This is a genomic window from Streptomyces sp. NPDC033845 (assembly GCF_055576225.1).
Genome location: NZ_JBVIRI010000008.1, coordinates 250,467 through 264,117 on the forward strand (window position 1 = coordinate 250,467; position 13,651 = coordinate 264,117).

Genomic DNA, 13,651 nt, shown 5'->3' on the forward strand with positions numbered 1-13,651 from the left:
GCGATCAAACAACCGGAGCGCCCCGAGCCCACAACGATTCGTTGTGGGACTAGGCTGAGGACATGGACCTCGACGCCGTACGGACCTTCGTCGTGGCCGCCGACACGGGGCGGTTCCAGGAGGCGGCCGCCGAGCTGGCGGTCACCCAGCAGGCGGTCTCCAAGCGGATCGCCGCACTGGAGCGGAACCTGGGCGTGCGGCTGTTCACCCGCACCCCGCGCGGCGCCGAGCTGACCATCGACGGGCAGGCGTTCCTGCCGCACGCCCGGGAGCTGCTGCGGGTCGCCGAGCGGGCGGTGGACTCGGTACGTACGGGCCGCCGGCCGCTGCGCGTGGACGTGATCTCCTCGCGGACGGCGCCGTCCGGTCTGCTGCGCGGCTTCCACCGGGCGCACCCGGAGATCGAGCTCGACGTGGTGATGCTGTTCGACGTGGAGACGGCGGTGGCGGCCATCCGGTCCGGGGCGATCGACGCCTCCTTCCGGGCCGTCGCCATGCCGGGCCGGCCGCTGCCCGAGGAGATCGGGTCCGTCCGGGTACTGGACGAGGCGCTCCAGCTGCTCACCGGTCCGGCGCACGCGCTGGCGGGCGCCCGGTCGGTGCGCCCGGCCGAGCTCGCCGGGCACCGGATCTGGATGCCGGGCATCGTCCCCGGCACCGAGTGGGCCGCCTACTACGAGGCCCTGGTGGCCGAGTTCGGTCTCTCCATCGAGGCGACCGGCCCCAACTTCGGCTCCGACGCGCTCCTGGACACCGTGGCCGACACCCCGGCGCTGTCCACCTTCATGGGCGCGCAGACCCGGCTGGTGTGGCCCGCCGGGCACGGGTTGCGCCGTATCCCGGTGACCGGGCCGACCCCGGTGTACCCGCATTCGCTGCTCTGGCACCGGGACAACCCTCATCCGGCGCTGACCGCCCTTCGGGCCCATCTGGCGGGCTTGGAAGGCGAGTTGGGTGCTGCCGGGACCTGGTCTCCGGCCTGGACGGTCATGCGGCAGGGCCGGCCGGTCCGCCCGGATCGTGGGTGATGAGCTCTCCCGGCTGGCATCCGAGGACCTCGCAGATCCTCGACAGGGTCGAGAAGCGGATGGCCTTGGCGCGTCCGTTCTTGAGCACGGACAGGTTGACCACGGTGATGCCGACCCGCGCGGACAGCTCCGTCAGGGTCATCCCGCGTTCGGCGAGCACCCGGTCCAGATGGATGTGGATCGAGTGGAGCTCTTCCTCCGACATCAGATGGTCCCTTCGAGGTCCTCCCGCATGCGCACGCCCTCGCGCATGATCCTCCCCATGATCACCGCGGCGAGGCCCGCGAGGACCAGAACCAGCGGACCGGACAGTTCGGGGCCGGATCCCACGATGGGCGCCATGCTCGCGACGAGCCAGGACTGCGACCAGCCGGCGGTCAGACCGGCCACCGGGGCGCCCAGGGTGACGAACCAGCCCAGCAGGGAGAGCCGGCCGGCGAACTCGGTGGTGAACGGGCCGTGCCGCAGTGCGGACTTGAGCAGCAGGGAGAAGAGCAGCAGGGCGAGGGTGCCGAAGAGCAGCCAGGGCAGCTCCACGCCCAGGTCGGCGGCGCGCTGGGCGCCGGAGGGGCCGTCCTGGCAGAGTCGGGTGGCGCTCGCGGAGGCCTGCACCCCCTCGGCGACGGGCAGGCCGCCGGGCGCCAGCGTGGCATTGCGCCAGAAGTCCGTCTGCACGCAGACGGCGCCGTCGTCGAACAGGTGCGTGACGCCGGTGCCCAGGAAGGCGATGCCGCTGAGCAGCGCGAGTCCGAAGGTCACCGAGGCCAGGGTCCTCGTCAGTCGGGTGTTCACCACAGCCCCCTCATATCGATATTCGATAGCCCGGAGATTAGAGGACCATATCGACATTCGACAAGTCCAGTGGATCGCGAGCCCCGCGCGTCTTGACGTGGGCATGACGCACACCTTGAATCAAGGAGTGAACTAAGAGGCTCCCGAACCCCGAGACGATGGTGATCACCGTGCACCTCATCCGGCACCGGCGCACACGCTTATGCGCCCTGGCCCTGACCCTCGCCCTCGCCTGCGGGGGCGGGCTGCTGGCCGCCCCCGCCACCGGGGCCGCCGCAGCGGCCCCCCGGCCCGCGGCCGCCGCCGCGGCGCTGACCTTCTCCGACGAGTTCGACGGACCGGCCGGGGCCGCCGTCGACCCCGGCAAGTGGCAGGTCGAGACCGGGGACAACGTCAGCAACCACGAGCGCCAGTACTACACCGCGGGGAACCGCAACGCCGCCCTCGACGGACAGGGCCATCTGGTCATCACCGCCCGCCGCGAGAACCCGGCCGACTACAGCTGCTGGTACGGCCGCTGCGAGTACACCTCGGCGAGGCTGAACACCGCCGGCCGGTTCACCCAGACCCACGGACGCGTGGAAGCCAGGCTCAAGGTGCCGCGCGGCCAGGGCATGTGGCCCGCTTTCTGGATGCTCGGCAACGACATCGGCCAGGTCGGCTGGCCGAACTCCGGCGAGATCGACGTGATGGAGAACGTCGGGTTCGAGCCCTCCACCGTGCACGGCACCCTGCACGGGCCCGGCTACTCCGGCGCCGGCGGCATCGGGGCCGCGTACTCCCTGCCCGGCGGCCAGGCCTTCGCCGACGCCTTCCACACCTTCGCCGTCGACTGGGCCCCCGGCTCGGTCACCTGGTCCGTCGACGGGGTGGTCTACCAGCGGCGCACCCCCGCCGACCTGGGCGGCCGCAGCTGGGTCTTCGACAAGCCGTTCTTCCTGATCGTCAACCTCGCCGTCGGCGGCTACTGGCCGGGCGACCCCGACGGCAGCACGGTCTTCCCTCGGCAACTGGTCGTGGACCACGTCCGGGTCACCGCGTACGAGGGCGGGTCCGGCGGCCGGACCGGACAGATCAGCGGGTTCGCCGGGAAGTGCGTGGACGTGGCCGCGGCGAACCCGGCCAACGGCACCCCGGTCCAGCTGTACGACTGCAACGGCACCGGAGCCCAGCGCTGGACCCTCGGCACCGACGGGACCATCCGGGCGCTGGGCAAATGTCTGGACGTGACCGGTGGCGGCACCGCCGACGGCACCCCCGTCCAGCTGTACGACTGCAACGGCACCGGGGCCCAGCGGTGGGCGGTCTCCGGGGCGCGGGACATCGTGAACCCGCAGGCGGACAAGTGCCTGGACGTGACCGGCGGCAATCCCGCGAACGGGACCCGGCTCCAGCTGTGGACCTGCACCGGTGCCGCCCGGCAGAAGTGGACGGTCCCGGCGGGCTGAGCCGCCCGGTCCGGTCGTACGGTCCGGCCGCCCGCCCGGGCCGGCCGCTCCGGTCGTACCGCCGAACGGCTGAAACACCCGCGGCGCCCTTCCTCCGGGGCGCCGCGAGTTGCCGGGAGGGGCCGTGGCTGCGCAGGCTGGGCACTGCCGGTCTCCACCGGAGACGGCACAGACAGCGAAACCGACAGCGACAGCGACACCCGAGGGAAGGAACCGCCCCGTGTCCGCCGAACTCTCCGACCAGTTGAAGCAGCTGATCGACGACAGCCCGGTCTTCGCGACCGTGGCCACCATCCAGCCGGACGGCAGCCCGCAGCTGTCGATCACCTGGCTCACCCGGGACGGCGACGACCTGCTGTTCTCCACGACCGTGGGCCGGCGCAAGGAGAAGAACCTGCGCGCCGACCCGCGGGTCACCGTCATGATCAACCCGTCGGACGCGCCCTACAGCTACGCCGAGGTCCGCGGCTCGGCCACGCTGACCACCCAGGGCGGGCAGGAGCTGATCGACGCCCTGTCCCGGAAGTACACGGGCAAGGGCTACGCGGAGTTCAACCCGGCGTCGAAGGACGATGCCGACCGGGTCGTCGTCCGCATCACGCCCCGCAAGGTCGTCGGCTCGATCTGACGCTCCGCCCCCGTGAGCCGGGCCCCGGCCCACGGGGCCCGGCCCACGGGGCCCGGCCCACGGTCAGAGGGCGTTGCCGTTGGCCACCGTGCCGGCGGCCCGGTCCAGGACGGCGGCGGTCCCGCCGCCCCAGCCCCGCAGGTCGTTGCCGGTGATCCAGGTGCCGGTGCAGCCCGGGAGCGCGACCACGGCGGCCTCGGCGGGCACCGCACCGTCCCCCTTGCGCACCACGTTGCCCTGGCAGGACGCGTCGGCGGCGTTCCCGCCGAAGCGGATGCCGTACGTGGCCGGGGTCCCGGCCCGGTTGGCGCCGGTGATCCGGTTGTCGCGCAGGGCGATGCCGTCGGTGCCCGCCGCGATCCCGTGCCCGGCCGGGTCGAGCACCGTGTTGTGGGCGATCAGCACGCCCGGCGCCTCGGTGTCCACCCCGATGCCGTCGCCCTGGGCACCGGTGACCGTGTTGCCGCTGATGACCGCGTGCGGTGCGTACCGGACGTGGATGCCCTGGGAGTTGGCACCCGGGCGGGAGGTCCCGGTGACGGTGTTCCCGGAGATCGTCACCCCGTCGCTCTGGGCCACGTAGATCCCGGCCTCGCCCTTGACCGTGCGGATCGTGTTGTCGGTGACGGTGATGCCGGTGTGCCGGTCCCCGCTGCTGGAGATGACCACGGCCCCGCCGCCGGAGGAATCCGTTCCGGTGTTGCGGATGATGTTGCCGGTGATGGTGATGTCGTTCAGGGAGTTGCCGGCCGGGGAGCTGACCTGGATCCCGGTGACTCCCGCGGATTCGATGGTGTTGCCGGAGATGACGGACTGCTGCCAGTCGGTGGCGCGGATGCCGTAGGCGGCGCTGCGTTCGATGTGGTTGCCGATGACCCGGACGTTCCGGTGGACCACGCCCTTCAGCCCGCCGTGGTCCCCGGCGAGCGCGCCGAACGGGCTGCCGCCGTCCGCGCCGGCCCGCAGGGTGCAGCCGGTGATCAGGACGTCCTGGCAGGGGGTGTTGTCGTACGCGGGCGCCGGGAGGCTGGCCGCCGAGACGGCTCCGGTGATCTGCACGGCCTCCCGGTTGGCGGGGGTGTCGGTGCCCTCGCCGCTCACGTGCAGCCCGTCGAAGAGGCAGTCGACGATCCGGGCCCGGCGGACCGCGTTCAGCTCCACCGCGTGGGCGGACGGGGTGTCCAGGACCGTGCAGTCCCGGACCAGGATCCCGTCGGCGTGGGCGAAGCCGATGGCGTCGCTCTGCTGCGGGTACTGGCTGCCCCGCATGTCCCAGATGCCGCCGAGCAGGGCGATGTCCCCGGCCCCCGCGTACCCGGCGGCCGGGGTGACCGAGTCGAAGTTCTTGACCAGGGCCCCGCAGTCCCTGGTACGGAAGACATGGGCGCCGTACGCCCACACGGTCATCCGGGCACCGAGGACCAGGCCCTTGGTGACCGGGTAGCGGCCCGGCGGGATCCGCAGGACCGCACCCGCCGGGACGGCGCGCGCGGCGGCCAGGGCCGCCTGGAACGCGGCCGTGTCATCGGTGGTTCCGTCGCCCTTGGCCCCGTACTCCAGCACGTCGTACACGCTGCGCGGGTCCCCGAACCCGGCGGCGGCCGGCCCGGCGGCCGCCAACTGACCCGCTCCCAGAGCCCCCATCAGTCCGCCCGCCGCCAGCATCAGCCCGCGTCGCTCCACTTGCTCTCCCCCGTCGATCCGTCCGGACATGCGGAACATGCCGGTGCACGGGCCCTCACGGCCCGGAGGGGAGGATATCGGCGATCTTGCGGCCACCGTCCGCGGGGAGCGGCAGCGGGGTGCCGCAGCGGCTGCAGAACCGGGCGTCCGCCTCGATCGCATGGCGGTGGCAGCGGGCGCACACCCGGTGGATCCCGCAGACGGGCAGCTGCCCGGCCGCCGGCCCCGGACCGGGGCGGATGGTCAGCCCGGCCCTTCTGCGGTGGACGGTCAGCAGGACCAGACCGTCCGCCGAGGCCGCCAGCGCCCGGGGAGTGCCACTGGGCAGCACCGTGAGGGAACCCCGGCGGACCTCGCGCGGCGCACCCGGCCCGGTGAGCCGTCCGGTGCCCTCGATGATCAGCAGCAGGACGTCCACCTCGGGCTCGGTGTGGGCCGCGACCTCCGCGCCGGGCGGCAACCGGATGACATTGGCGTCCAGTTGGCGCCCGGGATCGCCCAGCCGCCAGAGGGAGCCCCGGCTGCCATCCGCGGCGCCGCCGACGATCTCCGCCAGACTGGTTCCCTCGACGTCCGGGTTCTCGGACTTCACTGGCATCGCGAGCTCCCGCCCTGCACCTGCACCTGCACCTGCACCTGCATCACCTGTCCCGGGCCGACCTGTGCATGATCCCCCAAGCCGCCGGGCGGGGTGGCACGTTCAGGCCATCCCGCCGCCGGGTCCGCCGCCGGCCTCGCCGTTGCCCGGCCCGGCCCACGGCCCCCGCAGAATGGGAGTGCGCACCGCCGCACACCGTCCCGTCGCCGCACCGAAAGCGAACGCCGTGAACCCGCTGCCGCCCGACCCGATGACGCTCCACCCGATCGCCGGCCAGCCGCGCGTGGTCCTGCTGAAGCCGCTGGTGACCTCACCGCTGATCGAGGTCGGGGAGTTCTCGTACTACGACGACCCGGAGGACCCGACCGGCTTCGAGACCCGGAACGTGCTCCACCACTACGGGCCCGAGCGGCTGGTGATCGGGAAGTTCTGCGCGCTGGGCACCGGGGTGCGGTTCATCATGAACGGGGCCAACCACCGGATGGACGGCCCCTCCACCTTCCCGTTCCCCGTCATGGGCGGCGCCTGGTCGGAGCACCTCGACCTGCTCGGCGGTCTGCCGAACCGGGGCGACACGGTCGTCGGCAACGACGTCTGGTTCGGCCACGGCGTGATGGTGATGCCCGGTGTCCGCATCGGCCACGGTGCCGTCATCGCCTCCGGCAGCGTGGTCGTCGACGACGTCCCCGACTACGCGATCGCCGGCGGGAACCCGGCCCGCGTCATCCGGCACCGCTACGAGGCCCCCGACGTCGCCCGGCTGCTCCGGCTCGCCTGGTGGGACTGGCCCGCCGAACACCTCTCCGCGCACGTCCGGGTGCTGATGTCCGGGACGGTCGACGAGCTCGAAGCGATCGCCCCGCCCGCCTGACCGGCGAGGTGTGGCCGGGCACCACGGACACCCCGTCGGGCTACGGCCTCGCGGTCGACCTCACGGTCTCCCTGCCGGGCTGGACGGCCGCGGACCTGCTGCCGCTGCTGCACCGGGCCGATGCGGTCTGCCCCTACTCCCAGGCGGTCCGCGGCAACATCGAGCTGTCGCTGCTGGCCGTCGACGGCTGGGCCCGGGTCCGGTCCGGGGATCCCGCTGCCCGAGTGCGGCGGCTGGCTGCGGCGCGGCACCAGCCGGGCCGGAACAGGGCCCGGGAGAGCGGGGTTTCCGGCCACGGCAGGGGTGTCCGCCGGACACACCGCCCGGAGAGGGTGATGCCGTGGCCGTTCCGGGTTCCCGGTGCGCCCCGCGCTGACACAGTGACGGGTGCGCTCCGGCAGGGCCCCTGCCGGAGCCGCCCTACTCCGGAGGTGTCTTCCGTGCTCCATCCCGTACGCCGTCCCGCCCGGCGCTCCCGTCCCGCCGGGCGGCCGGTCGCGGCCGCCGCGGCCCTGGCCCTGGCCGCCGCGGCGGCCCTCGTCCCGGTGACCACGGCACAGGCCGCCTTCCCGGGCGCCAACGGCAAGGTCTACTACAGCGCGGCGAGCGCCTCCGGGAACACCGATGTCCACGCCATGAACGCGGACGGCAGCGGCGCCACCCGCCTGACCGGGGACGAGGGCACCGACACCGGTGCCGTGGCCTCGCCCGACGGCGGCAGACTCGCGTTCGTCAGCGACCGCGGCGGCCGCTTCCAGGTGTGGACGATGAACGCCGACGGCAGCGGCCCCGCCCAGGTGGGAACCCGGGGGGCGAGCGGCGGCCCCGCCAACTTCGGGCTGTCCTGGTATCCGGACGGCAGCCGGATCTTATTCACCTCCGGGGACGGCGAGATCACCCGGGTCGACGCGGACGGCACCGACGAGACCGGCACCGGACTCGTCGGCGACGACCCGGCCGTCTCCCCGGACGGCAGGACCATCGCCTATGCCACGTACGACTACGACAACGACGAGTCCGACCTGTGGACGGCGGGCATCGACGGCGGGAACCCCGTGAAGGTCCTCGACAACGGCCCGGGCGGGCTGTCCGTGCACCCCGAGTGGTCGCCCGACGGCCGCCGGCTGCTCTTCGGCCACCAGCACGGCGACCGGGCCGTGGTCCGCTCGATGAACCCCGACGGGACCGGGATCACCACCCTGACCCCCGAGACCCCCGGCAAGCTGTACCTGCTGCCGCAGTGGTCCCCCGACGGCACCAGGATCCTCTACACCGACCACTCCGACGGCACGATCCGCGTCAGCCCGGCGAACGGCGGCGCCGCCACCGTGCTCAGCCCGGGCGCGAACATCCCCGCCCAGGCCACCGACTGGGCGGTCGGTGACCTGGCCGATGTCGCCATCACCCTGACCGCCGCCCCCACCCATCTGCTGAGCGGCTCCCTCACCTACACCGTGAAGGTCACCAACAACGGCCCCGCCGCGACCACCGGCACCACCGTCGCGGTCTCCGTGCCCCCGACCACCGTGTCCGTGTCCGGGCTGCCGGCCGGCTGCTCGTACGACCCCGCCGCCAAGAAGGTCGGTTGCGCGATCGGCGCCCAGGCCGACCGCACCAGCCAGACCCGCACCTTCCACGCCCGGCAGGCCCTCCTCACCATCGGCCACACCCTCGCGGCCAGCGCGGTGACGACGAGCTCGCCCACCGACCCGAACCCGGCCAACAACACCGCCCGCGCCACCTGCCACGCCCTGACCAGCCTGCTCATCATCTGCTGACCCGGTGCCGCGCGGGCGTCCTCACGCCCGCGCGGCCCGTCCGCCGCCGACGGCGGTGCCGAGGCCGACGCGCGCCAGGTAGGGCACCAGGCCCTCCGGGCCGTGGCCCGCCCAGCCGAGGTACCCGTCGGGGCGGACCAGGAACAGGCCGTCGCCATAGGCCCCGTACGAGGGGATGCCGACGCGGTGGACACCGGGCAGCGGCGGCAGCGGCACACCGGAGTCCGTACCGGGGGCCGTGCCGGGGCCCGGGCCGCCGACGGTCAGCAGGGTCCAGTGCGGGCCGCGGAACTCGTCGAAGAGACGGATGCCGTCCAGCAGGCCGTCCGGTGCCCGGTCGCCCGCCCGCAGGGCCCGGTCCGGGAGGCCCGTACGGGTCTCCTCGGCGAGTACGGAGTCCCGGTAGCCGAGGCCCAGTTGGCGGGTCTCGGAGCCTCGCCGGGCCTCGCCCCGGTGGATCCTGGTGGAGAGGCCGAGCATATCGGCGGCGACGGGCCGCCGTTCCTCCTCGTAGGTGTCGAGGAGGGCTTCGGGGGCCCCGCCGCGCAGCACGGCCCCGAGCTTCCACCCCAGGTTGTAGGCGTCCTGGACACTGGTGTTGAGTCCCTGCCCGCCGGCCGGCGAGTGCACATGGGCGGCGTCCCCGGCGAGGAAGACCCGACCGGACCGGAACCGGTCGGCCAGGGCGGCCCTGGGACGGAACTCCGAGGCCCAGCTCAGCGAGACCAGGTCCCCGGGGGCGAGGTGGGAGCGGGCGGCGACCACCGCGCGGACCCCGTCGAGGGTGAGGTCCGGCTCGGCGCCCTGCGGGAACCGGGCCACGATCTGGAAGTCCCCGGTCCCGGCCAGCGGGCAGACGGCGAGCAGGTCGTGCTCGGCCGTGGGCGGGAAGATGTGCCAGTGGTCGCGGTCGAGGCCGTCGATCCGGACGTCGGCGACCAGGACCGGGTTCGGGTCCACGGTCTCCCCGGTCATGGGGACGCCGAGGGCGCGGCGCACGGTGGAGCGGCCGCCGTCGGCGGCCACGGCATAGCGGGCGCGGACCGGGGGCCCGGAGGAGAACACCGCCGTCACCCCGTCCCGGTCCTGTGCGAGTCCGGTCAGCCGGCGCCCGAAGGCCGGCCGGGAGCCGAACTCCGCGAGGCGGTCGGCGAGGATCCGCTGGGTGCGCCACTGGGGCAGCATCCAGGGGTCCCGGTAGGGGGAGTACGCGCTGCCCTCGTCGCTCTCGTCGAACATCCGGTGCTCCCCCTGGCGCCGGCCGTCCTGCCAGATCACGCCGACCGGATAGGGGCCGCCGGCCGCCCGGACCGCCTCCCCCACCCCCAGGTCGTCGAAGACCTCCTGGGTGCGGGGCTGGATCCCCTTGCCGCGCGAGCCGGGGAACAGCGCTTCGGCCCCTTCCACCAGCAGCGCGGGCACCCCGCGCCGGGCGAGGTCCACGGCCAGGGTGAGCCCGGTGGGCCCGGCGCCCACGATGAGCACCTCGATGTCCGGCACCTCGATGTCCGGCACCTCGATGTCCGGCACCTCGGTGCCCGGTACTTCGTCAGCGGTCTGCACGGCCACGGCGCATCTCTCCTTAACGTCGTTAAGTGACTACTTCCCGAAGGATTGCCTTAACGGTGTTAAGCTGTCAAGCGTGACGACGGCCAAGGACAAGCCCCCCAGGAAGGCTCCGGGACTCGACAAGCGACTCGTCGTGGACACCGCCCTGCGGCTCCTCGACACGGGCGGCCTCGACGGACTGACCCTGCGCGCCATCGCCCGCGAACTGGACGTGCAGGCACCGGCCCTGTACTGGCACTTCCGGAACAAGCGGGAGCTGCTCGACGAGATGGCCACCGAGATGTACCGCCGGATGGTCGCGGACACCGCGCTGCCGCCCGACGCGACCTGGCAGGAGCGGCTCACGACCGGCAACCGCGGGCTGCGCAAGGCGCTGCTCGCCTACCGGGACGGCGCGAAGGTCTTCAGCGGCTCCCGGTTCACCGGCATCGAGCACGCCGTCGAGCTGGAGGCGGCCCTCCGGTCCTTCGTGGAGGCGGGATTCAGCCTGCCGCAGGCGGTCCGGGCCACCACCACCGCCTATCTCTTCACCCTCGGTTTCGTCACCGAGGAGCAGGGCGTGGAACCGATGCCGGGCGACCGCCGCGAGGGGTTCGACATCGGGGAACGCGCCGGCCGGATGGCCGCGTTCCCGCTCGCAGCGGCCGCCGGCGCCGATCTGTTCCGGAACTTCGACGACGGCTTCGAGGAGGGCCTGGCCTTGGTGGTCGCCGGGATCGAGGCCCGCTACCGGGCCGGTTGAGCACCCCGCCGGAACGGACCGGCGGGTCCCGCTCCGTCAAACGGGACCCGCCGGAGCGGGGCGGCCGGCGCCGCGGGGGCCCTGCTCTCCCCCCGACCCGCGGCGCCGGCCGCACCCAGTCTCGGGGCGCCCGGGTCCGGCGGGCGACACCCTTCGACCGGTCCCGAATCCGGACAGCCGCCACCTAGGCGGCACGGGCGCGCCGGGCACCGCCTAGGGTGCTGGCGGGGCCGTCGGCCGTCGGGAGGAGAGCACGGTGTTACGCGTCCACTTCACGCCCGAGGACCTGGCCCGGGTGCGGCTGGCCCCGGCACCCGACCCGCTCGCCGAGACGGTCCTCAGCCTGTCCACCCTCCAGGACGGCGGAGCCCGCACCGCGGCCCTGGAGGGATGGCGCGAGCGGACCCGGGCGGAACTCCGGCCCGCGATGCGGCCGTTGCTCGAACTCGCGCCCGCCGGGCCGGGCGAGTACCTGCCGGAGGTGTTCACCCACGCCGCGACCGACGCCCTCGGGGACAGCCTGGACCACACCTGGTCGCTGCCCCGCCGCCAGTGGCACGCCGACTTCCGCGCCACCGAGCAGCTGCGCCCCGGGGCGCCGCGCTGGATCCACGCCCTGCACCACCAGGACCGCACCTGGGGCACGGTGGTCCGCCGGGCACTCCGGCAGTACCACTCCGTGGCCGTCGCCCCCTACTGGGCACAGCTGCTGGCGGCCGCCCAGGGGGACCGTGCCCGGCGGGCGCTGGTCCTCGCGGACACGGGGGTGGACGGGCTGCTGGCCGCCCTGCACCCGGAGATCCGCTGGACGCCGCCGGTGCTGCACGTCCCGTGCGGGATGGACGCGGACCTGCGGCTGTCGGGGAGCGGTCTGCTGCTGGTCCCGACGTTCTTCTGGCCGGCGCCGCTGGCCCTGCGGGACAACGCGGACCCGGACCGGCCGCTGGTGCTGCGCTTCCCGGTGGCCCTGGACGCCGCCGGGTACGGGGCGGTGTGGTCGGCCTGCCCGCCGCACGGCGGGGCGGACGGGGCGGACGGGGCGCTGGCCGCGCTGCTGGGCACCACCCGGGCGCGGCTGTTGAGGGCGGTCGAGTCTCCGGCGAGCACCGCCGAGCTGGCCCGGCGCACCGGCACCTCCCCGGCGACGGCCAGCCATCACGCCACCGTGCTGCGCACCGCGGGCCTGCTGACCACGGAGCGCGCCGGGGGCGGGGTGCGGCACGCGCTGAGCCCGCTGGGCCGGCTGCTGCTGGCCGGGCAGCGGGGCTGCTGACCTGCTGGCCGGGCAGCGGGGCTGCTGACCGGGGCCGGCGCCCGACGGCCGCCCCGGGGGTGCGACCGACCGGGCGGAGCCGCGGCGCCCGGCGCGTGTCCCCTTCGGTACGTGTGACCGCACTCACAACACTTCCCGGTGTCCGGTGTCGACCGAACGCGGCCCGGTGGGCGTATGCCCCGTGAGTGGGACACATGGATCCAGGAGCGATTTTTGACGGTCGAGGAGTTCGAACAGTTCTATGCGGAAACGGCACGGAGTCTGACCGGCCAGCTGTACGTGATGCTCGGCGATCACCACGAGGCCCAGGACGTGGTCCAGGAGGCCTTCGTCAAGGGGTGGGCGCGCCGCCGCCAGCTGGACCGGGACGGCCGCCCCGAGGCGTGGATCCGTACGGTGGCCTGGCGGTTGGCGGTGAGCCGCTGGCGGGGCCGGCGGCGGACCGCCGAGGCCTGGCGGCGGACCGGCGCGCAGGCCCGGGTGGAGGGGCCGGGGCCGGAGACGGTGGCCCTGGTGGCGGCGCTGGGGCATCTGCCGCCGAAGCAGCGCCGCACCCTGACCCTGCACTACGTCTGTGATCTGACCGTGGAACAGATCGCCGCCGAGACCTCGCTGTCGGCGAGCACGGTCAAGACGCATCTGGCGCGCGGTCGCGCCTCGCTCGCCCACCATCTGCGGGACCCCCGCGCCGAGGAGGCGCCCGATGCCTGAGTCCACCGATCCCACGGGATCCCCCGATCCCACGGGATCCCCCGATCCCACGGGTTCCGCCGGTCCCACCGGGTCCCCCGATCCGCTGCGCTCCCTGTTCCTGGAAGCGGCCTCCGCCGCCCGGTCGGAGGCGGTGTTCCCGGACGTCTCCGTGATCGTCCGGCGTGGTGAGCGGGTGCGCCGCCGCCGGATCGCGGGGTTCGCCCTCGCCGCCTGTCTGGTCCTCGCCGGTTCCGGCGCGCTGGTGGCCTCGCTCGTACCGGACGGGGGTTCGCCGACGCTCCCGGCGACCAGCCCCTCGCCGGGCGTGCCGACCCCGGCGCCCTCGCCCGGAGGCCCCTCGCCGGTGCCCACCACCGGCGGGCCGACGCCCACCTCGTCCGCCACCCCGACCGGCCCGCCCGAGGGCGGATCCCCGCCGCCCAGTGCGACCGGCACGGCCACCTCCACCACCGGGCCGACCGGGGAACCGTCGAGGAAACCGCCCGAAACGGGCTTCCCGCAGCCCTAGGACACCCCTCGACCCCGTA

Annotated in this window: 14 protein-coding genes; 9 read left to right on the forward strand and 5 right to left on the reverse strand. The window is 74.1% G+C overall.

Features of this window, described 5'->3' with window-relative positions; genetic code table 11:
- Nucleotides 1–62 precede the first annotated feature (62 nt).
- Nucleotides 63–1,028: a LysR family transcriptional regulator gene (locus ACZ50K_RS19685; RefSeq protein WP_468904490.1), complete on the forward strand. Its 966-nt coding sequence runs from the start codon at nucleotides 63–65 to the stop codon at nucleotides 1,026–1,028.
- On the opposite strand, the gene ACZ50K_RS19690 is transcribed toward ACZ50K_RS19685, so the two are convergent.
- Both ACZ50K_RS19690 and ACZ50K_RS19695 read right to left on the reverse strand, forming a co-directional pair.
- The gene (locus ACZ50K_RS19690) at nucleotides 988–1,233 is read right to left on the reverse strand and encodes a helix-turn-helix domain-containing protein (protein WP_468904492.1); all 246 of its coding nucleotides are present in this window, start codon (nucleotides 1,231–1,233) and stop codon (nucleotides 988–990) included. The genes ACZ50K_RS19685 and ACZ50K_RS19690 overlap by 41 nt on opposite strands.
- Nucleotides 1,233–1,820, reverse strand: a complete 588-nt coding sequence (locus ACZ50K_RS19695) for a DUF2975 domain-containing protein (RefSeq protein ID WP_468904493.1) — start codon at nucleotides 1,818–1,820, stop codon at nucleotides 1,233–1,235. The genes ACZ50K_RS19690 and ACZ50K_RS19695 overlap by 1 nt, the downstream gene beginning before the upstream one ends.
- Nucleotides 1,821–1,978: 158 nt before the next feature.
- Between ACZ50K_RS19695 and ACZ50K_RS19700 the strand changes: the two genes are divergently transcribed.
- Nucleotides 1,979–3,268 (forward strand): RICIN domain-containing protein, encoded by a 1,290-nt coding sequence (locus ACZ50K_RS19700; RefSeq protein WP_468904495.1) that lies wholly within the window; start codon nucleotides 1,979–1,981, stop codon nucleotides 3,266–3,268.
- A 220-nt stretch (nucleotides 3,269–3,488) separates the two neighbouring features.
- Entirely contained in the window at nucleotides 3,489–3,896 is a 408-nt protein-coding gene (locus ACZ50K_RS19705; protein ID WP_468904496.1) for a PPOX class F420-dependent oxidoreductase, read from the forward strand.
- A 63-nt stretch (nucleotides 3,897–3,959) separates the two neighbouring features.
- Here ACZ50K_RS19705 and ACZ50K_RS19710 read toward each other — a convergent pair whose 3' ends face one another.
- Both ACZ50K_RS19710 and ACZ50K_RS19715 read right to left on the reverse strand, forming a co-directional pair.
- Nucleotides 3,960–5,579 carry a right-handed parallel beta-helix repeat-containing protein gene (locus ACZ50K_RS19710; RefSeq protein WP_468904499.1) on the reverse strand — a complete coding sequence of 540 codons (1,620 nt, stop codon included), beginning with the start codon at nucleotides 5,577–5,579 and terminating at the stop codon, nucleotides 3,960–3,962.
- Between the two features lie 55 nt (nucleotides 5,580–5,634).
- Entirely contained in the window at nucleotides 5,635–6,177 is a 543-nt protein-coding gene (locus ACZ50K_RS19715) for a cupin domain-containing protein (RefSeq protein WP_468904501.1), read from the reverse strand.
- 250 nt (nucleotides 6,178–6,427) lie between these two features.
- Here ACZ50K_RS19715 and ACZ50K_RS19720 point away from each other — a divergent pair, with 250 nt between their 5' ends.
- Nucleotides 6,428–7,048, forward strand: a complete 621-nt coding sequence (locus ACZ50K_RS19720) for a CatB-related O-acetyltransferase (protein WP_468904728.1) — start codon at nucleotides 6,428–6,430, stop codon at nucleotides 7,046–7,048.
- Between the two features lie 440 nt (nucleotides 7,049–7,488).
- Nucleotides 7,489–8,826, forward strand: a complete 1,338-nt coding sequence (locus ACZ50K_RS19725; RefSeq protein ID WP_468904504.1) for a hypothetical protein — start codon at nucleotides 7,489–7,491, stop codon at nucleotides 8,824–8,826.
- Nucleotides 8,827–8,847: 21 nt separating this feature from the next.
- Here ACZ50K_RS19725 and ACZ50K_RS19730 read toward each other — a convergent pair whose 3' ends face one another.
- Nucleotides 8,848–10,326 (reverse strand): FAD-dependent monooxygenase, encoded by a 1,479-nt coding sequence (locus tag ACZ50K_RS19730; protein WP_468904730.1) that lies wholly within the window; start codon nucleotides 10,324–10,326, stop codon nucleotides 8,848–8,850.
- Nucleotides 10,327–10,468: 142 nt separating this feature from the next.
- Between ACZ50K_RS19730 and ACZ50K_RS19735 the strand changes: the two genes are divergently transcribed.
- The 4 genes from ACZ50K_RS19735 (at nucleotide 10,469) to ACZ50K_RS19750 (ending at nucleotide 13,632) form a co-directional block, all read left to right on the forward strand.
- Nucleotides 10,469–11,137 (forward strand): TetR/AcrR family transcriptional regulator C-terminal domain-containing protein, encoded by a 669-nt coding sequence (locus ACZ50K_RS19735; protein ID WP_468904505.1) that lies wholly within the window; start codon nucleotides 10,469–10,471, stop codon nucleotides 11,135–11,137.
- 256 nt (nucleotides 11,138–11,393) lie between these two features.
- A complete protein-coding gene (locus ACZ50K_RS19740; RefSeq protein WP_468904507.1) occupies nucleotides 11,394–12,410 on the forward strand; it encodes a winged helix-turn-helix domain-containing protein in 1,017 nt (338 codons plus the stop codon).
- 213 nt (nucleotides 12,411–12,623) lie between these two features.
- A complete protein-coding gene (locus tag ACZ50K_RS19745; protein WP_468904510.1) occupies nucleotides 12,624–13,121 on the forward strand; it encodes a SigE family RNA polymerase sigma factor in 498 nt (165 codons plus the stop codon).
- Nucleotides 13,114–13,632, forward strand: a complete 519-nt coding sequence (locus ACZ50K_RS19750) for a hypothetical protein (RefSeq protein ID WP_468904513.1) — start codon at nucleotides 13,114–13,116, stop codon at nucleotides 13,630–13,632. Before ACZ50K_RS19745 ends, ACZ50K_RS19750 begins: the two co-directional genes overlap by 8 nt.
- Nucleotides 13,633–13,651: the final 19 nt, after the last annotated feature.

Coding starts and splice junctions, on each gene's coding strand:
- ACZ50K_RS19685 (WP_468904490.1), top strand. CDS start 63: ATGGACCTCGACGCCGTACGGACCTTCGTCGTGGCCGCCGACACGGGG.
- ACZ50K_RS19690 (WP_468904492.1), bottom strand. CDS start 1,233: ATGTCGGAGGAAGAGCTCCACTCGATCCACATCCATCTGGACCGGGTG.
- ACZ50K_RS19700 (WP_468904495.1), top strand. CDS start 1,979: ATGGTGATCACCGTGCACCTCATCCGGCACCGGCGCACACGCTTATGC.
- ACZ50K_RS19715 (WP_468904501.1), bottom strand. CDS start 6,177: ATGCCAGTGAAGTCCGAGAACCCGGACGTCGAGGGAACCAGTCTGGCG.
- ACZ50K_RS19720 (WP_468904728.1), top strand. CDS start 6,428: ATGACGCTCCACCCGATCGCCGGCCAGCCGCGCGTGGTCCTGCTGAAG.
- ACZ50K_RS19750 (WP_468904513.1), top strand. CDS start 13,114: ATGCCTGAGTCCACCGATCCCACGGGATCCCCCGATCCCACGGGATCC.